At 43.2% G+C, this 24,578-nt stretch carries 16 protein-coding genes; 6 read left to right on the top strand and 10 right to left on the bottom strand.

The window, feature by feature from the left end; all coding sequences use genetic code 11:
• Positions 1 to 201 precede the first annotated feature (201 nt).
• Positions 202 to 720 carry a methylated-DNA--[protein]-cysteine S-methyltransferase gene (locus tag FDF36_RS17810; protein WP_005782093.1) on the top strand — a complete coding sequence of 173 codons (519 nt, stop codon included), beginning with the start codon at positions 202 to 204 and terminating at the stop codon, positions 718 to 720.
• A gap of 58 nt (positions 721 to 778) precedes the next feature.
• On the opposite strand, the gene FDF36_RS17815 is transcribed toward FDF36_RS17810, so the two are convergent.
• Positions 779 to 1,615 carry a response regulator transcription factor gene (locus FDF36_RS17815; protein ID WP_220392262.1) on the bottom strand — a complete coding sequence of 279 codons (837 nt, stop codon included), beginning with the start codon at positions 1,613 to 1,615 and terminating at the stop codon, positions 779 to 781.
• Positions 1,616 to 1,623: 8 nt separating this feature from the next.
• Between FDF36_RS17815 and FDF36_RS17820 the strand changes: the two genes are divergently transcribed.
• Positions 1,624 to 2,211 carry a sugar O-acetyltransferase gene (locus FDF36_RS17820; RefSeq protein ID WP_005782098.1) on the top strand — a complete coding sequence of 196 codons (588 nt, stop codon included), beginning with the start codon at positions 1,624 to 1,626 and terminating at the stop codon, positions 2,209 to 2,211.
• A gap of 24 nt (positions 2,212 to 2,235) precedes the next feature.
• Positions 2,236 to 2,886 carry a DUF1349 domain-containing protein gene (locus FDF36_RS17825; protein ID WP_032580576.1) on the top strand — a complete coding sequence of 217 codons (651 nt, stop codon included), beginning with the start codon at positions 2,236 to 2,238 and terminating at the stop codon, positions 2,884 to 2,886.
• Positions 2,887 to 3,013: 127 nt separating this feature from the next.
• Here the strand turns inward: FDF36_RS17825 and FDF36_RS17830 are convergent, their stop codons facing one another.
• The gene (locus FDF36_RS17830) at positions 3,014 to 3,889 is read right to left on the bottom strand and encodes a helix-turn-helix domain-containing protein (protein ID WP_220392263.1); all 876 of its coding nucleotides are present in this window, start codon (positions 3,887 to 3,889) and stop codon (positions 3,014 to 3,016) included.
• A 15-nt stretch (positions 3,890 to 3,904) separates the two neighbouring features.
• Positions 3,905 to 6,661, bottom strand: coding sequence for a sugar-binding domain-containing protein (locus FDF36_RS17835; protein ID WP_220392264.1), 2,757 nt, complete (start codon positions 6,659 to 6,661; stop codon positions 3,905 to 3,907).
• A gap of 246 nt (positions 6,662 to 6,907) precedes the next feature.
• Between FDF36_RS17835 and FDF36_RS17840 the strand changes: the two genes are divergently transcribed.
• The 3 genes from FDF36_RS17840 (at position 6,908) to FDF36_RS17850 (ending at position 13,449) form a co-directional block, all read left to right on the top strand.
• On the top strand, positions 6,908 to 7,789 hold the full coding sequence (locus FDF36_RS17840) for an AraC family transcriptional regulator (RefSeq protein WP_220392265.1): 882 nt from the start codon (positions 6,908 to 6,910) through the stop codon (positions 7,787 to 7,789).
• A 732-nt stretch (positions 7,790 to 8,521) separates the two neighbouring features.
• Complete coding sequence (locus FDF36_RS17845; protein WP_409013163.1) at positions 8,522 to 11,647, top strand: SusC/RagA family TonB-linked outer membrane protein; 3,126 nt, start codon at positions 8,522 to 8,524, stop codon at positions 11,645 to 11,647.
• A 14-nt stretch (positions 11,648 to 11,661) separates the two neighbouring features.
• Positions 11,662 to 13,449, top strand: coding sequence for a RagB/SusD family nutrient uptake outer membrane protein (locus tag FDF36_RS17850; RefSeq protein ID WP_220392266.1), 1,788 nt, complete (start codon positions 11,662 to 11,664; stop codon positions 13,447 to 13,449).
• A 771-nt stretch (positions 13,450 to 14,220) separates the two neighbouring features.
• Here FDF36_RS17850 and FDF36_RS17855 read toward each other — a convergent pair.
• From FDF36_RS17855 to FDF36_RS17885, 7 genes are all read right to left on the bottom strand, one after another.
• The gene (locus FDF36_RS17855) at positions 14,221 to 16,680 is read right to left on the bottom strand and encodes an outer membrane protein assembly factor BamB family protein (RefSeq protein WP_220392267.1); all 2,460 of its coding nucleotides are present in this window, start codon (positions 16,678 to 16,680) and stop codon (positions 14,221 to 14,223) included.
• A 15-nt stretch (positions 16,681 to 16,695) separates the two neighbouring features.
• Positions 16,696 to 18,909 carry an alpha-L-fucosidase gene (locus FDF36_RS17860; RefSeq protein ID WP_220392268.1) on the bottom strand — a complete coding sequence of 738 codons (2,214 nt, stop codon included), beginning with the start codon at positions 18,907 to 18,909 and terminating at the stop codon, positions 16,696 to 16,698.
• Between the two features lie 14 nt (positions 18,910 to 18,923).
• Complete coding sequence (locus tag FDF36_RS17865; RefSeq protein ID WP_220392269.1) at positions 18,924 to 19,817, bottom strand: alkaline phosphatase family protein; 894 nt, start codon at positions 19,815 to 19,817, stop codon at positions 18,924 to 18,926.
• A gap of 65 nt (positions 19,818 to 19,882) precedes the next feature.
• Complete coding sequence (locus FDF36_RS17870) at positions 19,883 to 20,965, bottom strand: SGNH/GDSL hydrolase family protein (RefSeq protein ID WP_220392270.1); 1,083 nt, start codon at positions 20,963 to 20,965, stop codon at positions 19,883 to 19,885.
• Between the two features lie 9 nt (positions 20,966 to 20,974).
• Positions 20,975 to 22,726, bottom strand: a complete 1,752-nt coding sequence (locus tag FDF36_RS17875) for a DUF4091 domain-containing protein (protein ID WP_220392271.1) — start codon at positions 22,724 to 22,726, stop codon at positions 20,975 to 20,977.
• Between the two features lie 46 nt (positions 22,727 to 22,772).
• Positions 22,773 to 23,762, bottom strand: a complete 990-nt coding sequence (locus tag FDF36_RS17880; protein ID WP_220392272.1) for a metallophosphoesterase family protein — start codon at positions 23,760 to 23,762, stop codon at positions 22,773 to 22,775.
• Between the two features lie 300 nt (positions 23,763 to 24,062).
• Positions 24,063 to 24,575, bottom strand: a complete 513-nt coding sequence (locus FDF36_RS17885; protein WP_220392273.1) for an ECF transporter S component — start codon at positions 24,573 to 24,575, stop codon at positions 24,063 to 24,065.
• Between the last annotated feature and the right edge of the window lie 3 nt (positions 24,576 to 24,578).

A 24,578-nucleotide genomic window follows, 5' to 3' on the forward strand; every position in this document is an offset into this window, starting at 1 on the left:
ATGGAAGTCTATGGCAGTAGAGAAAATTCGGATATTAACGTTTTTAGCTGTGATAAAATCTTTAGGTAAAAACAAGAAATTTAGTAACTCTCCGGCTGGTTTCATCCGGAAATTCTGTACATTTGCTGTGTAGGGTATAGATTGCGAGTATATGGTATGTATAGGTGATCATTAATTTCTCATTAAACAGAAAGGAAAAATATGGAAAATGTTATTCAGATACAATATTATCAATCGCCATGCGGAGAACTGATACTGGGGGCATACCGGGAAAAACTTTGCTTATGTGATTGGAAGATAGAAGAACGCAGGATCATCATCGACAGAAGAATACAAAAAGAGTTGCAAGCTTCTTATAAGGAGGGCATATCTGAGGTAATCACACGAACGATCGGTCAACTGGATGAATATTTTGCCGGACAAAGAACTACATTTGATATTCCTTTGCTTCTTGTAGGTACTGATTTTCAGAAAACTGTTTGGAACGAACTGCTGAATATTTCTTATGGAAAAACAATGTCTTATGCAGGGTTGTCTCAAAAGCTGGGGAATCCTAAAGCTATCCGTGCCATAGCTTCCGCCAACGGAGCGAACCCTATTTCGATACTTGTTCCTTGTCATCGTGTGATCGGCAGTGACCGTAAATTAGTAGGGTATGGCGGTGGGCTGCCTGCTAAGAAGATCTTGCTTGACCTGGAGTCCTCCGACAGGTTATTCTAACTGTTCAGGCTTATAAACGACTGACCGTATTATTAATGAAAGGTAGTCGAAAAATTGATTAGAAGAGTAACTTAAGCTCTTTGGCAATTCTGCAAGCTTCAATGGAGTTCTTTACCTGAAGCTTTTCCAATATATTTTGTCGGTGTCGGCTGACGGTATTTTTGCTTATAAACAGTTCCCGGGCGATCTCATGACTTGTTTTTCCCATATCGATCAACTGTAATATTGTCTTTTCCCTATCGGATAGCAATCTGCTACAATCTTGCTTTTCCAGTTCTATGACCTGTCCGTTTGTCGAGTTGATCACTCTGCAACTCATTGTAGGATCGACCGACAAATTGTAAAGACACAGAGCCAGCCACATACTGTCGTTTGAGTGAGTGGCTACATAGAACATCCTGTGTAGGATAGGGACATATTTCCCGGAAGGATCACGCATACGGAGTTTGCTCATAAGAAAGTAATCTGCACGTTTTTTGTGTGGAATCTGTTTCAGGAAATGGTAGAAACGGAGTTCCTGTACATACTTTTCCGCCAAGTCATCCGGATGGATATATTTAAAGACTTCTTTTTCCCAGATTGATTCAAGATTTTGATTGTCTCCTTTTCGGGCTATGCCCAATGTCTCAGCTGTTCCTCCATAATAGATATAGCTGATATTGGTATGCATATCACTTAGAACGGCAATTGAATTTTCTATTCGTGCATAGTTGTATGCGATTCGTTTGTATTCATTCAGTTCTTCCGGCAGCTGTTCATCTTTGCAGAAGGGCTGAGTCAGGAACTCTTTGTTCAGTTTGTCAACAATGTCCATATCGGGAAAAGAAATGGTTATTAATAAGCATTGTGTACTTAGATACAAGCTTTTACCTTTGCAAAGGTAATCATAAAACATAGTTATTTATGGAAAGTGAAAAAGAAAAAATGGGTACAGGCAGGCTTTACGATGCTAATTATGATACAGAATTGATAGCCGAACGTCAGTCTTGCAAAGAGCTGTGTTATACCTTAAATCATTTACCTCCCTCGCAGATAGCTGAACGGGAGGCCATTATCCGTCGGTTGTTTTGCAAGACGAAAGAACGTTTTCTGTTGGAACAGCCTTTTTATTGTGACTATGGCTATAACATTGAGATTGGTGAAAATTTCTATGCCAATATGAACTGTGTCATTCTGGATGAGGCTAAAGTAACGTTCGGTGATAATGTCTTTATCGCTCCATCCTGTGGCTTCTATACTGCAGGTCATCCTTTGGATGTGGAGCAGAGAAATCGAGGGTTGGAATATGCCCGTCCCATTCGTGTCGGAAATAATGTGTGGATTGGGGCACAAGTGTGCGTATTACCGGGCGTGACGATTGGTGACAATACAGTGATAGGTGCGGGAAGTGTAGTAAATAGAGATATTCCTGCCAATGTGATTGCTGCGGGTAATCCTTGTCGCGTGATTCGGGAAATTACGGAAGAAGATAAAACAAAATATTTATTATAGAATAAACATAATCAAAAGGTAGCAATGAAAAAAGTATGTTTAAGCCTGCTTATGGGCCTGATGGCACAAATGATGTTTGGGCAGACACTGGAAAAAATGCAATGGTTCAACGAACCGGAACAATGGGAGATAAAAAATAACGTATTGTCTATGTCCGTTACTCCGCAAAGTGATTACTGGCGTATTTCTCACTACGGTTTTACAGTAGATGACGCACCTTTCTATTATGCTACTTATGGCGGTGAATTTGAAGCGAAAGTCAAGGTTGTCGGAGAGTATAAAGAACGTTTCGATCAGGCCGGCCTGATGCTCCGTATCGATCATGAAAATTACATTAAAGCGGGTATTGAGTTTGTTGATGGAAAATTTAATTTGAGTACCGTTGTCACTCATAAAACGAGTGACTGGAGTGTGATAACGTTAGATAAAACGGTACCTTATATCTGGATAAAGGCTGTCAGGCGGCTGGATGCAGTAGAGATTTTCTATTCATTTGATGATAAAACTTACACGCTGATGCGTAATGCCTGGTTGCAGGATCATATTCCTGTGAAGGTTGGACTGATGGCAGCTTGTCCCGATGGTAGTGGATTCAACGCTAAGTTTGAATACTTCCAGGTAAAGCATCTGCCGGACCAGCGCAGAGTGGAATGGCTGAAGAAGAGTATGGAGTAAGCTTGGAATATGATCTGATTTTTTTATATATTTAATGTAAGGGCTACAATCTCAAGTATAAAGGTTTGCTATAACCAATGATATCTGGAGTTTGTAGCCTTTTTCATTGAGTATAATAGAAAAAATCTTATTTTGTCATCTCGCAAGGAGAGATTTTCGTTTTTTGTTTAAACACACGTGAAAAGTATTGTGGTGACTGAAATCCACACTGGAAACATACTTCTTTTATTGACATATCTGTATTTCGTAACAACTCAATGGCTTTATTGACCCGTGTCTGGTTCAGGTAGTCTAATGGAGCCAGATCTAAATTCTGGGAGAACATGCGTCTAAGTTGCCTTTCACTGATACCGATATGCTCGGCAACATTTTTAACATTGATGTTCGAATAGTAATTCAGACGGATATATGCAATGGCTTTTCTCAAAGAATCGTTTGTGCAGACTGGCAGGTAAGCTTCATCCATATAGCGATGAATAAGAATCAGTAATTCGGCATAATACATTACTACCAGATACTGGTAATGCGGACTCTTTACTTCCAGTTCGTTAATAATGCGTTGTACCGTACGTACGATGCGGATGTTGTTTGCTATTTTAATTAATTTGTTTTTCTCCGAAAACAAAGAAACAGAAGTATGGGCGAAATCATTCGTTTCCATGCTGGCATTCAAGTTGAAAAGTGAAAATATATCCGGCAGAAACTCCAGTTGCATTAGGATCGTTCCTTTTGGACCTGCCTCGAATAGATGGTTGACATTTGAAGTGATAATCATAGTTTCTCCTTCACGGAAAGTTACGCTTTCATTGTCCAGATGGAGAATACAACTTCCTTTCTTAACGTAGTTAATCTCAATGCGTTGATGTTTATGAGCCCCATACGTCTCTGAAGGGTGGAATGATATAAAACGAAAAACGTCCGCCAGGCGCTTGTTTTTGAGATTCTCTACAATATTATCTAATAAACTCCAAATAGAGTGTTGTTGTGTAGAATGGTTTTCCATAGTTCTGTTCCTAAATTATTTTGAAGTTATATCAAAAGTCTTTTTTATATCCTTGAAATTTTCAATGACTGCGGGGTCAAAATCTGTGCTATTCATATATCTCAATAACGAAATGAGCATCTGTTTGGCCACCGGTCTGTTTTCCAGATCCGACTGTAAATCAAATGTAGCCAACATTAACTTACCTTCATGCACTTTACCTTCATACAAAGAAGCCAAGCAGCGGTTGTTCGTAAAGTTATCAACCATTTCTACAATAGGAGTTCCTCCCCGGATGCTATCTACTATCATTGTTTTCGAATTTTTGTTTAAATCCCACCATTGCCAGTCGGTGTGCATGTCTGTCGGGAAATCAGCCAATGCTTTATGTGTCGGGTTGCATAATACTCCCATTGTTCCGGCCTGATTCGGAAAATGTACCGGGCTCCAGAATACAGGTACGAATTTGCCTTCAATACCTTTCATCTTTTTCCAATCCGGATTGAAAAGGACTTTTTGACCTTCACCTAACCATGTTAGGGCTTGATCATAGCTGCGGGTATATTTCACGCTGCCCCATTCTACTTTTTCTCCCTTTGGATAAACCCAAATATTCCATCTGTTTGCATAATCTGTTCCGTCCACCCGTACGCATATTTGAAGTTTAGAAGCACTGTGTACGTCTGTTAAGGGAACAGATATTTCGCCTAATTTCCCATTATAGCCAAACTTCAATTCCTTCGCTGGTGTTTTTCCATGCTTTATGGAATGTCCCTCTGAGAGGATGTCCCAGCACAACGTTTGGTCTGTTAAGACCTGGTTGCCGTAATTGCACAACTCGATTTCAGCTTGAAACGTTTCATCGTTTTTATAGATAGCTTTCGGAAAGCGCAGTAACGGTACCACCGGTGAGCAGAATTCCCGGAAATCTTTTCCACTGATAATTCCTTTACTTTCCCAAAAGGCGTTCAATAGTCCGACAAGTGCTGTCCCTTGTCCCGGAAAGTCATGTAAATCAAGTAATTGGAAACCACTGATTCCGTCAGTCTTCAATGCACGCTCAATTTCTTCTTTATATAAGATTGCGGCTAACTTTCCGGAAGCCATTAGATAATCGGGCGCTTTATCAAGTAACTTCTTTCTTTCAAGGTCATTCTTTACAGCCATAAAATTCAAGGGCTTCAGAACTCCGGTATATTTGGGAATCTCGGTTAAATCGGGATAAACCGAATATTGGCCTATTTCGTGCGTAATCAGAGGAACCTGTATACTTGCAACCGATTCACTGTAATCCTTATCGAATGCAGGGGGCAGTTGATTAAAAACTCCCTGCCCGCGTACCCAACCTTTATTGGTCCACTGCGTGACAAAAAAATCATCGTTTGATTCCGGCCATCCGCCATGTCCGCCTTCGAACGTGAACGAAGTTGTTACATATAAGTGTCTGTTATCTTTTGCTTTCAATTCGTCTAACATAGCAGACAGAATGGTAAAATCTCCCTGCAGTTCGTTTCCCAGACTCCAAAGGCAAAAAGAGGGGTGATTGCCGTAATTTTTGATGATCCGGTCTGCTTCTTCTCTTAAAAAGCGTACGGCACTTGAATCCTGCCCAATTGTAAGTACCCATGCGGGAAGTTCAACCTGTAAATAAAATCCCATTTCATCCGCTGCTTCAAAAGCTGCTTCGGGAGGGCACCATGAATGGAAACGGAGGTGATTCAGCCCATATTCTTTGGCTGCGGCATATACTTTTTGCCAACCTTCTTTATTCATCGGAGGAGTTCCGGTCAATGGGAATATGCAACACTCCAATGTACCTCTTAAGAACAAAGGTTTATTGTTCATCAGCATTTTATTACCGTTTGTTTCCAATTGGCGCATACCGAAATCTTCTTTTATTTCGGATACTTTTCCATTGGCCTCCAATGTGATCGTAGCCTGATACATTTCAGGAGTAAATTCATTCCATAACATCGGCTCATCTCCCATGTTATAAAGCAACTCAACCGATGAGGCTCCGGCTTTTACATCCATCTTTTTTATCTGTCTCTCGAGTTGCTGGGAGTCGTTTTTGGCAGATACTTTCATCGAAAGCAATGCATGTTCTGCGGCAGGCGTATCGTTTGAAAAAGAAATAACGGCTTTTACCTGTTTGTTTTTTACATCGGGGTATAGTTGTACACTTTCTAAACGTATTTTTTCCATGGCCCGGACAGTCATATCTCCTAAAATGCCATTCCATTTAATTTGTGTATGATCCGTATATGCATGTGCCATACCATTGGAGATATCATAGCGTTTGCGATTATCTACGCGTATGGTCAGAATATGCTTTTTACCGCACGTCATATAGGGAGTCAGATTGTAACGGTGCGGCGTGCTTAAGCTTTCTTCATGTCCTTCGACTTTCTTATTATCTACCCAAACCTGAGTATCCCACAAGGCCCGTTCCAAATCCAGAAACAGCTCTTTATCGTTCCATTGGGCAGGGACTGAGATCTCTCTTGAGTACCATGCAACTCCTACGTAACTGTGCAAACGTGTGAGATATAATAACTGGGGTTTGGACAGTGCAGGTTCCAAGGCATTGGGGGTTCCAAGTCCGGCATCGTCAGTTGTACCCGGTAACTGCATGGACGTTTCAAACAGGTTGCCTTGCCATGATTCTTTTATTCCAACATCTGTACTGTCCAGCCTGACAGTCCACTCTCCGGAAATATCCAACTGTTTCTTTTCAGAGGAGCATGATGTCAACAGAATAATGATCAATAAAGAAAATAGTAGTTTTTTCATATTATTACATTTAAAATATAACAAATAGCTGATCTTTCAACATTGCAAAATAGCTAAGAAAATATAACTTTGAAAATGTAAGAAAGGACTGTTATGATGTATAAAATCTCTGATTTTAAGTACTTGTATCATTGGTTGTCTTTAGAAATTCCTTAATAACCAGTGTCTTTAGATTAATTCAATAAAAAGAGTCGAAAAATATCTCGTTTTATAATAAAAATGTATATTTGCAAAAAGAGTGTAACTATGGAACGCAAAAAAGAAGGATTTACCAATCAAAGAGCGATTGTTCTTCCTGAAGCTATAAAAAAAATATTGGTCGGCAACGAGCTGACTAATTTGTTGTATGTAACGGATATCGGGTATTATCCACATGCCACCGGACACTACCGAGCCAGAAGATATGGTTCGCAACAGCACATTCTTATATATTGCACTGAGGGAGAGGGCTGGTATAGCATTCACGGTCAAAGGCAGAAAGTATGCAAAGATCAGTTCTTCATTATCGAAGCGGGTTTACCACACATTTACGCCGCTTCAGAAAACAGTCCATGGAGTATATATTGGTTGCATTTCACCGGAGAAAAAAGTCATTTGTTTAATTCATTCTACAACAAACTGCATAAAATAGATGAATCCCCCAACGCACGTATTAAAGATCGGATGCAGTTGTTCGAAGAAATTTACCAGAATCTGGAAATGGGATATAGTATTGAAAACCTGGAATACACTACACTGTGCCTGTGGCATTTTATAGCTTCTTTCAAGTTTGTTTCACAGTTTAGGGAAATTAACCGGGTCAAACAAGGAGATGTCACTCAGGAAGCGATCAGTTATATGAGAAAGAATATCGAAAAGAAACTCTCGCTGGATGATATAGCCGGCAGTGTCCACTATTCACCTTCGCATTTCGGGCAAGTGTTTTTAAAGAAGTCCGGATACACTCCTTTAAATTACTTCAATCAATTGAAAATCCAAAGGGCCTGTCAGTTACTTGACTTCTCCGACCTGAAAATAAAAGAAATAGCAGAGCAGCTTGGTTTTTATGATCAATACCATTTCTCTAAAGTATTCTATAAACAGATTGGAGAGACGCCAAGCAGTTACAAAAAAAGGAATAAAGGATAATGTATAACTGATAAATGTATCAGAGTAGTACCTAAAGTTTGTTTATAGGGTAAATTGAGTGTGTCTCAGCAGTCAAGGTGTATATCTTAGCGGCCAAGATGCAAATCTTAGCCGCTAAGATGCGTATCTTGCGACGCAAGATGAAACTTATCGTTTAGGGAAAAACACTTAACGAAGTATCTGGAGCAACTTTGTCCGGTATACTTGCCAAGTTTTACTTCCGACAAGCCCACTCTTCATCGGGTATCTTTACTCCTTCGCTGGGGTTGCGTGGCAAGGCCACACAGTAGTTGAAACGCTGGGCTAAACAACCCGAAACAGGTATTGATTATCGGAGACAGAGTTCGTACAAGATATATACGCTTCGTCCTCATCCATGAGTGTGTCCTTAATTTGCTAATAAATCCCAAACAGAGCGCTGTTGTGTAGAAAGGTCCTTCATAGTTCTGTATCTATACTATGTGTAAAATGTAAAAGGCTGGCAAATTCATATAAAATCATAGTGGAAAAATAGATATTGATACTTTTTTTGTGGATTTAATAACAACTCTTCCTTTTTGTGCACTTTTTGCTCTTTTCCTGTCCTAATAATACAAACCCATGTTGCCGGTTTTTAGTGTTCTACAGATTATTACTATTTAACTTTGCAGCAACCTTTAAAAAAAGTTATAACCTTTAAAAAATGAAACAATGTTTAGAAAACTAAGATCAGTAAGTATGCTGTTGTTCCTTATGGGAATCTTTGGTCCGGCAACTTATTCGGTTGCCCATCCGGGTGTTACCGATGTGAAAAGCACACAGCAGGCCGGTGCTTGTACCGGTATAGTAAAAGATGTAGCAGGGGAGCCTATAATTGGAGTATCTGTAGCTGTTAAGGGAACTTCCACTGGAACAATTACCGGATTGGATGGTCGTTTTTCTTTTGCAAACGCAAAGAAGGGTGATATTATTCGGATTTCTTATGTGGGCTATGTTACTCAAGAGATAAAATGGGAGGGTAAGCCCCTTAATATTATCATGCAAGAAGATAGCCGCGCTTTGGATGAAGTGGTGGTAGTGGGTTACGCTGTACAAAAAAAGGTAAATTTATCCGGATCCGTTGCTACTGTTTCCACTGAACAATTAGAAGACCGTCCGGTAACCAGTGTGGGACAAGCGCTGCAAGGAACGGTAGCCAACCTGAACGTAACTATAGGTAGTGGTAAGGCAGACGATGCTCCTTCTTTTAATATTCGTGGTACCACTTCTTTGAATGGTGGCGAACCGTTGGTTGTAGTTGATGGCGTTATTTCAAGCAGTTGGGCGTTGAATCACATGAACGGTAATGATATTGCCAGCATTTCGGTATTGAAAGATGCTTCTTCTTCAGCTATTTATGGTTCGCGTGCAGCATATGGCGTAATTTTGGTCACTACCAAGGTTGGTAAGTCGGATAAGCTGACCATTAATTATAATAATAACTTCTCTTTGCGGCAAAATACTAAGACACCAGAGGTTATCACCGATCCGTATCTTGTGGCTCAAACAAAAAACATCATGGGACGCCCTTTGTATAATATGTTTAATGAAGAGCAGTTGGCGTATGCCAAGAGAGTATCGGAAGATCCATCGGTTTCACCCTATTTCTTGAATCCGAATGGTACCTACAGCTATTTTGGGAATACGGACTGGGTGAACGAGGCTTACAAGAAGAACGGATTCTCGATGAACCATAACGTAGATATCTCAGGCAAGACGGATAGGGTAAATTACTTCTTCTCTGCCGGATATAACTTCACGGATGGTATGATTAAATACAATCCCGATAAGTTTCACCGATATAACCTGCGTTCTAAACTGAACTTCAAGATTACCGACTTCTGGAGTATCTCTAACAACACAAGCTTCACCATAAAAGACTATGAACGACCTACGTCATTGGGCTCGAGCTATTTTTGGGAAATCAATCGTATCAGCCCTCTGGAATTGTTGACAAATCCCGATGGCTCGTGGACCAAAAAGGGAGCACAGGTTCTTGGAGTGATGCAGGAGGGCGGACGTGCATCTGAACAGGGTTCAAGTATAAAGACTCAGTTTGCGACACGTCTGGATATTATAAAGGATGTGTTGTTTGTGAACGGAAATTTTTCCTATAACTTCGATAAGAACAGGAATAGGTGGCATTATCTGCCGGTTGCTTACTATGAAGGTCCTGAGATGGAGCCCAAATATTTCAATGAAACGACAAGCGCCTATAGCCAGTCGAATGAGACAACGCGTCTGACGTTCGATGCTTACGCTACATTCAACAAGACATTTAATGAAAAGCATGCGATCACTGTAATTGCCGGATTCAACCAAGAGGAATATCGTTATGAGAATACCCAGTTAGGTCGTAAGGATTTGATTTCCACCTCTCTTCCTACTTTGGGGTTGGCAACGGGCGATATGTCTGTCAGCGAATCGATTACTACTTGGGCGCTTCGGGGAGGATATGCGCGTTTCAATTATACGTTCGACGATAAGTACATCGCCGAGTTCAACGGACGATACGATGGAACTTCACGTTTCCCCAAGGATTCGCGCTTTGTCTTCAACCCGTCCGGTTCGGTCGCATGGGTAGTTTCGAGAGAAAAATTCTTTAAACCTCTTGAAAATATATTCAGCTTCTTTAAGTTACGCTATTCTTACGGCGTATTGGGAAACCAGGATGTAGGTGCTTATGCATATATCGCAACGATGGGATCGGGCAAAACGTCCCAGATTATTGACGGAGAACAACCGGTATACGTCAATGCGCCGGGACTGGTATCCGGAGGTTTGACTTGGGAGAAAGTATCCACTTCCAATCTAGGCGTGGAAATGAACTTTCTTAATAACCGATTGACTTTCAACGGAGATTATTATGTACGACGCACAAAAGACATGCTGACTACGGGAGAACCTTTGCCCAACGTGTTGGGAACCCCCGTGCCTACGGAAAATGCAGCCGATTTAAAGACCGAAGGTTGGGAAATCACATTGGGATGGAAAGACCGGTTTAAATTGGGGGGTAAGTCGTTTGATTACCAGTTAGGATTTAACTTGGCTGACAGCCGTGCTTACATCACTAAATTCAGAAATACGACCGGTACGTTAAGCAGTAATTACGAGGGCAAGGAAATTGGAGAAATATGGGGATACACTACCTTGGGATTCTTCACTTCGCAGGAAGACATCGATAACCATGCAGACCAGTCGAAGCTGGCATCTTATGCGAGCTCGCGTCCGATAGCTCCGGGTGATTTGAAATTCGCGGACTTGAATGGTGACGGTGAAGTGTATAGAGGTGCCAATACGTTGGATGACCATGGTGACTTGAGAGTGATTGGTAACTCAAGATCGCGTTTCACTTACGGCTTTACCGCGGGTGGAAATTGGAACGGATTTGACCTCAGCCTCTTCTTGCAAGGTGTAGGCAAGAAAGACTACAATCCATCGGGAGACTTGTATTTCTGGGGAATCTATGCACAACCTTGGACCAATATCACCAAAGGAAACTATTACGATCGTTGGACAGAAGAGAATCCCGACGGTTATTTCCCCCGCCTGAAAGGATATGTGGCCGAATCATCATCCAAAGAAGCCGGATTGGCGCAAACCCGCTATTTGCAGGATGCTTCTTACATACGTTTGAAAAACCTGACTTTCGGTTATACGTTGCCTGCGCAATTGATGAACAAGGTCGGGATCAACCGTGTGAGAGTTTATTTCTCCGGTGATAACCTGCTTACGATTTCGGGGTTGTATAAACATTATAAGGTAGATCCGGAAGGATTGGGGGGACAGCAATATCCGTTGCAGCGTTCTTACTCTTTTGGTCTTAATGTAACATTTTAAATAAGCAGAATAATATGAAATCAATAAAAAAACAATTATATACCACCGCCTTAGGCTTTGGTCTGTTGAGCATGCTGAGCAGTTGCAATGATTCTTTCATGGATCGTTTTCCGGAAACATCAATTACCGAGAAAGTCTTTTTTCAGAATGTGGGAGACTTGGAGTCGTACACCAATGGCATGTCTGGATATCTGAGCGGTTCTTATTGGGACGCTGTCTCGGACAACATGGTTTACAAAGAGGAAAGCTCTACTTATGAACTATTGAACGGTTTGCTTTCTCCGGAAACCTGGGGCACTTGGTCGTGGGGGGATATCCGTAAGGTGAACTTTATGCTCGCGCGTACCGGGAAGGTGACCGGTGACAAAGCCGAAATCAATCACTATATAGGGCTTGCCCGGATGTTCCGTGCTAAGCTGTATTACGACAAAGTAAAATCATACTCGGACGTGCCCTGGTATAGCACCGATTTGCAGACTACCGATACCGAGGAACTGTATAAACCACAAGACTCCAGAGCTTTGGTTGTAGATTCGATCATGGCCGATCTGGATTTTGCCGTAAAGAACATGAAGACGGGAGCAAGCAAGACACGCATTTTCAGGAATGTGGCTTTGGCGCTTCAGGCCCGGATCGCCTTGAACGAAGGTACATTCAGGAAGTATCATCCCGAACTTGAGCTGAATGACGCGGACCGCTTTCTGAATGTTGCGGTTTCGGCGTCAGAACAACTGATGGATGGCACATATAGCCTGTCGGAAGTGAAGAACGACGGACTGGAGGCTTACGAATCCCTGTTTTGCAGTCTGAACCTGACAAACAATCCGGAAATGATTCTGGTGAGTGATTACGACAAGGCGTTGGGACGTTTTCATAACTCACAGCAGGTTTGTGACTTTTACCATGGTCTCTCCCGTGATCTGATGGAGGATTACCTGGTCATTGACGGGAGTCGGACGAAGACCTTCCAATCGGTGCCGGGATATGCGACAAAAACGTATCAGGAGATCTTTGAGAACCGCGATCCGCGCTTGCGGCAGACCATCATGTGGCCCGGATATCAAAAGGCCAGCGAGAGTGATCCCCATCGTATAAATGTGGATGCGGGTGGCTATCCTCAGATTAAGTTCGACCCTCGTACGTACGACCAGATTGGGTGGAATAAAAGTTATACGGATTTGCCGATATTTCGTTACGCCGAGATCTTATTGATTTATGCCGAAGCAAAAGCGGAGTTAGGCACGCTGACTCAGCCGGATGTGGATCGCTCTATCAACTTGATTCGCAAACGCATCGGAATGCCGGAAGCTTCGTTGGCAGATTGGCTGGCGAATATCGATCCGGTGCAGGAGGCACGTTATTCCAACGTTTCCTCTACTCAGAAAGGAGCGGTTCTGGAGGTGCGCCGTGAACGCCGTATTGAATTGGCTTGCGAGGGTTTCCGCTATAACGACCTGATGCGTTGGAGTTGTGGTAAACTGATGGAAAAGACACCCGAGGGATCGTATATCCCGGGAATGGGATTGTACGATCTGACAGGTGATGGCCAACCGGATATTGCTTTCGTGAGAAATAAGGCAGAGGCTGACAATATCCCGGAAGAGGACAGAAAAAAAGTCACCGTTTATACATTGGAAGGGCATACCATCGAGCTGACCGAGGGAGATAAGGGATATATCCGTTTGAAATCTCAGGTAGGTAAGTTTAAGTTCGAAGAGCCTAAATATTATTATTCTCCGATAGCGGTGGATGATATTACATTGAATAAAAATCTGGTTCAAAATAAGTTCTGGGCACAATAAGAAGAGCGTCCTTATCAATAATAACGATGAATCGTTATTATTGATAAGGACTTTGTTTGGTTACGTTGATAGATAGATGAAGACTTGTGTATCGGTTTAAACCGCCGGTATGCAAGTCTTTCTTTTTGTCACTTTGATAATCAGTCGCCTTCAGAATCGTTTCTTTTCGTCCCGGAATACTTGTTGTGGCAAAAAACGCCTCCTGCTTGATTACTTTAATATCTTATTGCTTCTTATCTTTTTTGTTTGCGATTGAAAAGAAACCAAGTTATGCTCTTGGGCGTTTTATGGTGTCTCTCTTGATAGAAATAGGTGTCTTTCTGTCCTGCTGCCAAGCACGGTTTCTTTTCACCAACCAGAGATGAAAAAGCTCTCGTAAACCATCATTTGGGAAATAACAGGAGAAAATTCCGAAAATACAAGGATGTATTTTGAAAACATAAGGACTTATTGGGGAAATGTAACCGTCTTTAGAGGTAAATGCTTCCTTCTTTCCGCGAAAAGCAAGGCTCTTCATCCCCTGGAGCCCGGCTTTCCTCTTCGGAAAGCTCCTGTTTCTATCTTTTTATTTCCTGACTCATCCGTTTTTAACAAGGCTACTGTTACTGAAATGGGGCGTTTGATATCTTTTTGTCTTGAGATTTCGGCTGTTGTCTTACAAAACGTTGAGAGGCTGCTCCCTTGCGGAAGACAGCCTCTCTTTCCTCAGACTTTTCTTTTTACCTCTCTATGTGCGAATCAGGGATATGTGAGGTTGATTCGCGTTCTTTATCATTTCTTTATCGTACTGAAAGCGTATACATTTCCTCCAAAGTCGGTTGCTATCAATGTATTGCCCGATATGGCCACCGAACTGAATACAGGTGCTCCGGTGGTGTATTTCCAGACGATTTTTCCGGTTCTTTTGTCAATGCCGTATATGCCTCCGTCCGATGCGCCTACATATACGGTTTTTCCTGCCAATGCTGGGCTGGTTTCTATGGTTCCCGAAGTCGGGCGGCTGTATGGTGCGGTGTAGATCAAGGCATCGCCTATCGGGCAATTCCATTTCTCTTCCAACGTTTCGTTATCCAGCGCCACAAGTCCTTTGTTTGCCGTGCCGAAGATAATTTCTTTGTCGGTGAGTAGTGGAGTGGAAGTTGCGTCCAGGTTATAAGGCAAGGGCTTTCGTACAATTGTTCTTCCCGTAGCGGCTTCTAAGATGAAGAACGATTTTTCGGATATCAGGTATAACAGCGATCCGTGCATGGCGGCAGATGCGCCTCTGTTCCGCAGTCCATGGTTGCTGACGCTCCATAACATCTTGCCTGTTTTCGAGTCGTTGCCATAAAGTGCGCTCCATTGTACCGAACCTATCAGGATGCCGTTTCCTTGTGTCAGTGTCGAAGTGGTCCCTTCTCTTTGTGACCATCCTTCGTTCTTCCAGATTCTTCTTCCTGTCCGGGCTTCGAAGGCCGACAGGGCTTTTCCTGTACCCGCATATACCACTCCATCGCAGGCCACCAATCCGTCTATCAGTGCAGGCAATCCGTTTACGGGCAGTTTGCTTTCCCAGCATAGCTTTCCGCTTTCACAGTCCACTGCGTAGAGATTTCCCAGTACATCTTGTGCGAAAACAAGACCATTATCTATCGCGATGGTGTTTTTAACGGAACTTTTCACCGGATATTTCCATTTTATCTCACCGCTTTTTCCGTCCAGTGCATAGATATGCGCTCTCCCTTTCAGGTCTTCGTCTACCGAAGCGGTATATATGTTGCCATTATGTATCAGCGGAGAAGTCATGTATATATTGGCTCCTACGTTCTTCACCCACGCCAATCCGGGCATGCTGTCCAACGCGGCAGCGGCCTTGGCCGTGTGGGTGGCATTTCCCAACAGGTTGTCCCAGTTCTCGGTCAGTCTGATGTCGGCTTGTTGAGGCAGATAGACAAAGTTTTTTTCGGAACGGGCTGTCTCTCCGTTCTTGAATTCCGCTTCTACTTGTATGGTGAGTTCTTTGCCGGCATGCGTTTCCTTCAAAGGCAATGTTGCCGTCCAGCACCAGTCAGAGCTTTGGCTGAGGCGTTTATTTCTCAATACAGGTTTATCCCGATCCAGACAGGTGTAAGTGACCCGGCGCGCCGGCGATGCCGATGAATACACATTGACGGTCACTTCCGGTGAGGCTGTATGACCTGCAGGCGAAGCGATGCAGATGCTATTGTTCAGATACGAGTAGCGCAGTTCAGAGCTGAAATCTCCTTTCCCGTCCACATGCATGATTCGGAAAGCGCTGGTCGAGTGATCAATGCCGCCTTTGTCCAGTGAGCTGGTGCACACCGTGTATACATTTCCCTGTTTCTTCATGTGGTTGATGTGCCAATGGCCATATACCCATGCTTTCAGGTTGTGTTTGTTCAGGTCGATACTTTCCGTTTCGCTACCTTTATATATAAACTCGTCGCCATACGTCAGGATGTCGTGATTGAAAACAACAATCGGTGTCCCCGGTTTGATGTGTGCCAGATCATTTTTCAGCCATCTGCACACATCCAGGCGAGTATATCCCGGCTTGTGGTCTCCACCCGGCATCGGTGTGACGATGTAGTGCACATTGGCCACGTCGAACGAGTAGTACACAGGGCCATAATTGTTTTCGAACACCTCTTCGCCATACTTCCCTTTCACCAAGTCGTGGTTGCCGATGCAATAGAATACGGGAACGTTCATGTTTTCGGTGTTCATCAGCTTGATGTGTTTCTTCATGCCGTTCTCGTAACAGATATCTCCGGTATGTATAATGAACGCTGCGTTTTCATTGGCGGCATATTCCCGGATATTTCTCACCCAGGCTTCGTTGCCTTCGGTGTTGAATATTTCGGTATCCGAAACATGGACGTATTGATGCGATCCGTCTTTGCCAATACCCGGGTGATAAGTCAAAAGACCGAAATCGTACCCATTCGTCCGGGAGTCTATCTTATGATAGTGTTTGTTGAGCGTCTTGTATCCCGATGGGGTGGTGATAAAGATAAATCGTTGACGGGCGTGTCCGGGCAGTGTGTACGTTCCGTCTTTCGCGGTTTCCGTTACATTTAGTCCGTCAGACACTTTGATGCCTCCCAGTGTCTTCTCTCCACGCTCAAACTGCCCGTTGCTGTTCTTGTCAACAAACACGCGGCCGCTGTATGCGGCAGTTGCGCTTGTGGCAGCGGTCAGTAACAATAAGAATAAAATGTTTTTCTTCATGAATCATTATATATTTTAGAATAAATCAATTTCAGTGATGGTCACCGTCTTTCCGCCGGCAGCGATCTCGGTTGTTTCAATGCGTACGTAGCGTGCCTTCACCGCTTGTTTGAAGTAATGAAACCGCTTACTGGGATCATTGATTAAATTGCCGAACACGAATGTTTCCGCTTTTTGCCATTTCCTGCCATCCTTGCTGATCAGGATATCGCCTTTTGCCATCATGCCTTTCGAGTGTTCTTTCTGTGGAGTATAAGCGAAGCCACTCAAAGATTCTTCTTTTCCCAGATCAATGGTGAGGGTGGGAGGACCCCCCTCTTCACTGGTCCAATAGGTGCGCGGGTCAGCGTCAAAGGCTTTGTGCATCTCCTTTTTGCCTATTCCGCTGCTGCTCTCCAAGGGCTTCCATCCTTGCTTTATCAATCCGAACAGTTCGCTATGTACAGCCCCTTTCTGACGGTTGAGCACGGCTACGGCCTTCAGCTCCCCCTTTTCCATTTTGAAAGGAGCGGTGTAGAGTGAAGAGTTCGCATCGGGTTCTGTTCCGTCGGTTGTATAATAGATCTTAAATCCTGCGTTCAGATTTCCAGCGATGTCTTCGCCATGTGCTTTCCAGTTGAACTCCTGTTGCAATGGCTCGATGGTCATTATGCCATTCAAGGCTCTTTTAAAACTCAGTTGAGGGGGGCGGGATTGGTAATGATGTGCCGAGATGTTACTGATGGCGGGAGTGAGGCGCGCTTCATTGATGCGAATCCTGATTTTATCGGTAGTCACTTCCGGGAATCGCAGAATACGCTTGTAGCCGATGTTGGTGGCGTGGGCAATCTCTTTCCATGCTCCGTCTATCCATGCCTCTACCGTATGTTTTTCCACTCTTTCCCCATTCGTGCGGATAGCCTCTTGGATGAGTAGACGGTTGAATGTAATGGGGGCATTCATGGAAATCACAATATCGTCAGCTGATTTTATGTAAGTTTCGGCATCTCCGTCCAGCACCTCTTTGGGACCATTGGCATTTTTCAGTAAGTCTGTGCCGTACGTTTCCCTGATCCTTTTTCCGGTTTCCTTCAATACCTTGACATCGGCGGGAGAGAAGCGTCCCTCACGGTTGGGAGGAATATTCAGCAAAAAGGTTGAATTCCCCCCCACGGCACGTTCGTAAATATCGAATACATCATCCGTACTTCTCACTTTCTGTCGCGTATCATCTCTATAGAACCAGCCTTCGCGAATGGAAGTGTTGGTTTCCGCCTGCTGATAATGCAGGAACTTACCTTTGTATAATTGTTCCCGGCTTCCTAAGTCTTGGGCTTCCATGTCTGGAAAATAGGACGCTGTATCCGGATTCTGCATATATGGGATAACGTTCCATTCGGTTGATCGGGTACCTCCGGCTTCATTTCCGCACCATCGGATGTCTTCTCGTCCGAAAATAACCGCTTGGGGTGCCAATGTCTTGATGAGTTTCTTCCAGGCAGGATAATTGTAGGTCTGGCCTCCTTTCCGTTTGGGATGCGCTCCGTCGAACCATACTTCATGGATGGGACCGTATTCTGTCAGGAGTTCGAACAGCTGATTGAGGAAATATTCATTGTAATCATCCACCTCAAACTTGAATTGGGTTTTGTTCTTAAAAGGTCTTCCCGCAACTTCGCGCGGAATGGTTCTCAGCGTATATTTGCTCAGGTTGCCATACAACCCTTCCGGGTTTTCTATCTGATACAAGTCTGCCGGAGAGAGATAAACGCCCAATTTCAGATCGTATTTACGGCAAGATGCAGACAGCTCTTTCAACACATCTCCTTTCCCGTTTCGGAATGCGGTGGACATGATGCCGTGTCGGGTATATCGGCTTTGCCAAAGAACAAACCCGTCATGATGTTTCACCGTCAGGATCACCATTTTTATGCCGGCTGCTTTCATGGTCTCGCACCATTGGTCGGTATTTAGTTTCTTAAGGTCGAATATCTTCGGATCTTCCATACCGTTTCCCCACTCCATGCGGGTGAACGTGTTTGGTCCGAAATGGATGAAGGCGATAAATTCATTCTGCAATGCCTTTAATTGATTGGGGGTAGGCACTATGTGGGCCGCCTTGCTGATGATGGTTCCTTTGCTGTCGCCCGGAGCAATCTCAATGGTATTCGCAAAATGTATGTTTTCATTTTGTGCCTGAATACTTGTTAGAGCCATGAAGCTAACCATGGATAATAATAACTTCTTCATAGGGCATTTGTTATTTATTTGAAGATTGATTTAGGTACTTCTCCTGTCCAGGAAAGTGGCTGGTTCACCTTAAATAAGCGCAATATAACCGACGCGGTGTTCACTGTATTGTTAGGTTCTTCCATCTTGAAATCTTTTCTTATACCGGGTCCTGTAATGCCCCATGGTACGATCATTTCATTCACACTCATTCCTCCATGGCCATAGTTAATACCTCCGTGATCGCTTAAAAACATGAAATGTGTGCTTTCATACAAATTCTCCTTTTTCATCTTTTCGATGAATTTGCCTATCTCGACATCTGCTTCTTCGATGGATTTGATATATTCCGGAGACATCCATTTATGATTGTGCCCCGCATGGTCTGTATGTACGGAATACAGAAATACGAGGGTGGGTTGTTTCCGGTTTTCTACGATGAACTCGAAAGCCTTGTCGTAATTGGGAAGGTAAGCATCGTTCTCCAGATAGCTGACTTCATCAAAATAGGCTTTGTTATAGGGATAAAACAGGTTAATCCAATTGTAGTAGAAAGCGGTTTTCATTCCGCTAACCTTATCTTTCAGTACTTTGAATACTGACGGATAATAACCATCGGCATCGGTTTCGACAGACGGGAACTTCTTTTTATTGATTTCCCAGCCATTGTCTACGATCCCATGTTGTTCCGGTCCGCTGCCTGTTAAATGACTTGTCCAGTTGGGCAAGGTTACCGAAGGCATCACTACTCTGGTTTGAATCGAGAGCACGCCTTCTTTTAGCAGTGCGTCCAGATTCGGAGTGTTTGCTTTCTGAAAGCCTTCTACAGATATTCCATCCAAGGCAATTAATACTACTCTTTTGGCTTTGGGAGCGGAAAATCCTGTGAGTGAGCAAAAGCATACAAGTACTAATAAAAATGTTTTCATGACAGTCGTTTTAAAGAAGTAATCTTTTTGTTTATTGAATCTTTACTGATCTGATGAAGTATGTTTCATTTAATCATTTTTCTGAGTTTCTTTTCTACGGCAGCCGCTTGCCGCATCATGCCTACATCAGAAGGATGCACATAGTCGACCCATGCGTCCGGATCGTATGCCAGTTCTTCTCTTGACAGGTAATAGATCTCCTTTATTCCCGCTTTTTTCAGTTCTTTATACGCTTCCGCTTGTCCTTTGTTGGTGTGGCTGTAGGTTTCATATTGCTTTTGGTTTGTGGTTCCATTGCTGTATCCTGCATGTTCTACCAGTAATATAGGTGTATCGTGCTTTTCACGTATTTGAAGAACAGCCTGCTTTACCAGCTTTTTTATTTGTTCCACGTCATAGTCGCCTAAATTGGCCATGCAGTCAATTATATAAGCACATGCTTCCTGTTCGTTGATGAGGTCGAGCACTTCTTTCTCCAGTTTTCCATTTCCGGAGAATCCCAGATTAATAAGAGGGATCTCCAATGACCGGTTCACGATGTTTCCCCATGCCATTCCCGGGCGTGATGCGCAAGCTCCCTGCGCAATGGAGGTTCCGTAAAGAACGATCGGTTTTTTGGTTATCCGGGGTATGAAAGAGAACTTACTACCTTCGGGGATTCCTATTTCCATCGCTTTCACTCCATTGTACAGCGGCAGATACAGCGTATATTCCTGTTCGCCGCTTGAAAGGTTGCCACGGTCTATCTGATAATTATAACGGACGGAATCTCCGAAAGAATAACTGCCGAAGCAGAACCCACGGTCTGCGTTACGGTAAAGGTCGACTCCCGAAACTCCGGTAGCAGGCATGTGTGGCATGCTGTAGTTTCCTGTTGTTTTATACTTTACTTTGACCTCTTTCGCATCCGTTTTAAAACGAATGGCAAGTCCGGCCGATTCACCGGCAAGGCTCCATACTTTTTTTCTGACTTTAGCTTTGGCTCGTAATGGCAGGCGGCAATAATTGCCCCCGTCTTCGTTCCATCCTTGATTCTGGATAACGGAACCCTGGTTGGTTCCGTTATCCAGCGGGTTGTGCCACTCCCATTGTGCGTACACTCCTGATGCAATGAGCATCAGGCATACCAGTATAATGTTTCTTTTCATCTCTGTCGGTTAATAGTGGTTTATTGTTTCTTTCGCCTTTTTCACGACTTCTGCTGCCGGGTGGGTCTCCAGGCCGAACTCATCGAATGTCTTTAGAATTTTATGGATCTGATTCAGCCCCTGACGATTATTTTTCTTCTTGAACTCTTCTTTTAGCAGATGAATTTTTTCAAATGCCTGTATACCTTCTATCAATCTCTCAAAGCGAATGGAGCTACGTCCTCCCGGGTAGATGAGGTAAGTGTCTCCGGCAGCCCATGCCGTGAAACGGCTGTCTTGCAACGGATTCTTTACCCAGCTATTTAATGCCCAGCGGACATATCCGTCCAGATTCTCTTTGGCGGCAAACCATCCCAACCATTCGGCTTCGGCGGGCGGGCTGAAAGTAAATGTGTTAGGGCGGGGTTCTGTACAGCAAGTATAATAAGTGGTGACTTTGCCTGCTTTTCTGCGCGATTCAATAACTTCGGGGGGGAATTTTTCGCCGATGGCAATGCAGTAATCGTTCAGTCCTTGTACCAGTTCGTCATGATAAGTTCCGGCAAATGATACTTTGAAATTTTTGTCGGCTTTGGCAATGACTTTCAATGTTGCCTGCATCACGTCCATGGGGCGTTCGTCCATTGCGATATGTGTGATCTCGAACCATCCTTTTTCTTTCAGGTGTTGCGCGAACGATTTCAGCATGGTTTCCCAGAAAACTTCGTACTCTTTTTCTCCCGGTTTACAATTCTGATATTTGAATGAATTGCTTGCTTGGTCAAAGTATTGGAATGAAAGTTTCCATGGAACCATCGAATAACAGTCTATCTGCTTCTTGATGCCGAGTGACATCATAAACTCTACCCATTTGTCGAATACGGTATAATCGAAATACCAGGTTCCATCCGCCTTCTTGAGCCAGGTCACCATGCTTTCAAAGGCATCATACGTCTGTCCGTTCCAAGGCTTGTGAATGATAGAAGCGGTAATTACTTTTCCTCCGGCATCGGCATATCGCTGCATGATGGGGCGCATCAGATCAAAATGCTCCTTACTGAATAAGTCCACATCATAATAGCGGGCAACCGCATAAGGGTTTTGCCATAAATCCAAATGGAACTTCCAGTCGGACGATGCGGGAAGTGTACGGTTTTTTACATGGATGGTCAGGTGCAGTTTAGATAATGTTTTATCACCGTTTTTCACGGTAACGGTTCCTGTATACTTTCCCTCTTTAGTTTGTTGTGGTATGCGGATGCTAATCCATCCTGCCTGTGTAGAGCGTGCCGGAATGGAAAGTATGTGGGTATGATGATCGATAGGGTCGGCAACTAAAGTCGAATCAAAATCAGCTTTATTCCGATAACCGCAACCCCCTTTGCCGTCTTTGTTTAGTTCGTCAGTCACCACATAACGTACAAATCCGGTCTGTATGTTTCCGGTTGTGGTGATCTTGCCCTTACTTGAACGTAAATCACTGACTATGAATGACAGACGGTCCACATCCTGTGTGCTCCATACAACGAACTGTGCGGAAACTTTCTCTCCTTTCCAGGCAGTCAGTTTCATGCTTTTTTGTATACGGGAGATCGGAGCCGGTTCCTCTTTTTTATATCGTGAGTCCGTGCTTCCCCAACTCACCTGCGTAGTCTTGACTTTTGCCCATTGTGCAGGGTTGGTGGCAACCGGATTTGCCAATTCCCTATATGTCTCTTTTTTCTGGGCATTCAGTGTGATGGCAGATAATAATAAGGCACCTAATAAAATGACTTTTTTCATTCTTGTTCTATTTTTTTTGAAAATAAAAGGGGGTTAAAGGTATATTTTAGAATCTTATGTCTGCGTCTTCTATGACTGACACCAAAGGGAAAATGTCAATTGAGTCTTTCATATTCAAGTCTTTGGGTGTAGGAGGGGTGAAATCAGCTTTTGTTCCTTTTACCTTTGCTCCCTTACTATTCAAACTTACAATAGCATATAAAGGTTGGGTGTAAGTCATTGAATATTGTAAGATACCGTATTTTTTATTTATCTCTTCCGGATAACGTTTCTCTGTCTGTGTCGGTTCGCCTATCCATACATACGATGCACTGTTCATCTGCATGTAAGTGATTCCGTTTATTTCTTCAGTATAGTTGCTATGATTATGTCCGCTGAATGCCAGTACTACTTTCTTAAAGCCCGCGCGTTTGTTTTCGTCCTCCAGAATCCGGCGTACGACTTCTTTATTGTTCATCGCTTTTTCGATGCTTTGATGAGAGAATAAGATACATTTCTTGTCTGTGGCTTCCAAATCCTTTTTTAACCACTCCAATTGTTCCGGATCTACAAATGCGCGTTTTTTGGCATCGACATAATAGTTGGCCTTAGAATAATGGGTATATTTCTTGCCGTCATAGAGGTTATTTCCATCCAGGACGATGAAATGGAAATCTCCTTTGTCGAATGAATAGTATCGTCCCGGCATATTTCTGCCTTTTACGTATTCTTCAGGAGAATACCGATCCATGTCGTGATTCCCTATCACATGATATTTGTCACCGGTAAAGCTGTTCCAAACATTTAAATAAGGTATTGAAGCACTATCCAAACGGATGAAATCGCCTAATTCAATAATAAAATCCACATTATTATCTTTTGCGGCTTTGATAAAAGCTTCTATCCGCTCTTTTCCGTCGGGTACATCTTGCGCATGGAAGTCTGACGCAATGGCAAAAGTAAGAGTTTTCTCTTCTTGTTGTTTGCAAGCAGTGAAGTTGAATGTTAACAAAGCAAATAGGATATACTTTGTAATAGTACAGATTTGTTGTTTCATGTTCTTAATAGTTTTAATAGGATGGATAACAATAATTGTCGCAAAGTTAATCTGTCTGTTACTGTTTATGGCGATAACTCTATTTGGAAAATAGATACAAAACGGACTATATGCATCAAAGAAGTGTATAATTAGGAATATGGTAGAGGTGCTGTATTATATACTGTTGTCTGTACGATAGAAAAAATAAAGAGTAAAGCTCATTTGAACAGATGCTTTACTCTTTATTTAAATGTGATTGGAAGATATTTACCGGATATCCTGAGCCGGATAATGGTAACGTAGCGGAAACCTTTCTTTTTATTTATAAATCAAACGGCTTATAAACAGGTATCCTCCGAATATTTGCAGAGCCATTCCCGGCAGGCCGATACGGAAATCCTGTGCGGCACTGGAGAAATCGTTGACAAGGATCCACTCACCCAGAGTACCGGCCATCTGGTAGGCCAACACCACAACCAGCAGAATGGGAATGGAGATACGCTTATAATGATGGGCGGCATAACCGGCCGCTACAGCCAGAAGCACTGATTTTAAAAGGATAGCAGGTAAAACTGCCGGATGGGGCATACCGAATAACAATGAATTCAGGACAGGTGAAAAGAGTGCTGTCAACAATCCGACTTTCCACCCATATTTATAGGCTCCGATCAGAGTAAAGAAATAGATCGGTAACCAGGTGATACCCCCTTGGGGGATGAGATGAAAAAGTTGGGGCAATGCCATATTTCCTATGACAAACAGCATCGCTGCCAGATATGTTTTGGCATCGTTGTAATTTAATGAATAAAGCTTGATAGATGTTGTTTCCATATT

The sequence above is a fragment of the Bacteroides fragilis genome, from assembly GCF_019583405.1.
In the GTDB taxonomy this organism is placed as follows: Bacteria; Bacteroidota; Bacteroidia; order Bacteroidales; family Bacteroidaceae; genus Bacteroides; species Bacteroides fragilis_B.

What these genes read in the sequence shown, in the direction of transcription:
- FDF36_RS17810 (WP_005782093.1), top strand. Translation starts at nt 202, where the DNA reads ATGGAAAATGTTATTCAGATACAATATTATCAATCGCCATGCGGAGAA.
- FDF36_RS17815 (WP_220392262.1), bottom strand. Translation starts at nt 1,615, where the DNA reads ATGTTTTATGATTACCTTTGCAAAGGTAAAAGCTTGTATCTAAGTACA.
- FDF36_RS17820 (WP_005782098.1), top strand. Translation starts at nt 1,624, where the DNA reads ATGGAAAGTGAAAAAGAAAAAATGGGTACAGGCAGGCTTTACGATGCT.
- FDF36_RS17825 (WP_032580576.1), top strand. Translation starts at nt 2,236, where the DNA reads ATGAAAAAAGTATGTTTAAGCCTGCTTATGGGCCTGATGGCACAAATG.
- FDF36_RS17830 (WP_220392263.1), bottom strand. Translation starts at nt 3,889, where the DNA reads ATGGAAAACCATTCTACACAACAACACTCTATTTGGAGTTTATTAGAT.
- FDF36_RS17835 (WP_220392264.1), bottom strand. Translation starts at nt 6,661, where the DNA reads ATGAAAAAACTACTATTTTCTTTATTGATCATTATTCTGTTGACATCA.
- FDF36_RS17840 (WP_220392265.1), top strand. Translation starts at nt 6,908, where the DNA reads ATGGAACGCAAAAAAGAAGGATTTACCAATCAAAGAGCGATTGTTCTT.
- FDF36_RS17845 (WP_409013163.1), top strand. Translation starts at nt 8,522, where the DNA reads ATGGGAATCTTTGGTCCGGCAACTTATTCGGTTGCCCATCCGGGTGTT.
- FDF36_RS17850 (WP_220392266.1), top strand. Translation starts at nt 11,662, where the DNA reads ATGAAATCAATAAAAAAACAATTATATACCACCGCCTTAGGCTTTGGT.
- FDF36_RS17855 (WP_220392267.1), bottom strand. Translation starts at nt 16,680, where the DNA reads ATGAAGAAAAACATTTTATTCTTATTGTTACTGACCGCTGCCACAAGC.
- FDF36_RS17860 (WP_220392268.1), bottom strand. Translation starts at nt 18,909, where the DNA reads ATGAAGAAGTTATTATTATCCATGGTTAGCTTCATGGCTCTAACAAGT.
- FDF36_RS17865 (WP_220392269.1), bottom strand. Translation starts at nt 19,817, where the DNA reads ATGAAAACATTTTTATTAGTACTTGTATGCTTTTGCTCACTCACAGGA.
- FDF36_RS17870 (WP_220392270.1), bottom strand. Translation starts at nt 20,965, where the DNA reads ATGAAAAGAAACATTATACTGGTATGCCTGATGCTCATTGCATCAGGA.
- FDF36_RS17875 (WP_220392271.1), bottom strand. Translation starts at nt 22,726, where the DNA reads ATGAAAAAAGTCATTTTATTAGGTGCCTTATTATTATCTGCCATCACA.
- FDF36_RS17880 (WP_220392272.1), bottom strand. Translation starts at nt 23,762, where the DNA reads ATGAAACAACAAATCTGTACTATTACAAAGTATATCCTATTTGCTTTG.
- FDF36_RS17885 (WP_220392273.1), bottom strand. Translation starts at nt 24,575, where the DNA reads ATGGAAACAACATCTATCAAGCTTTATTCATTAAATTACAACGATGCC.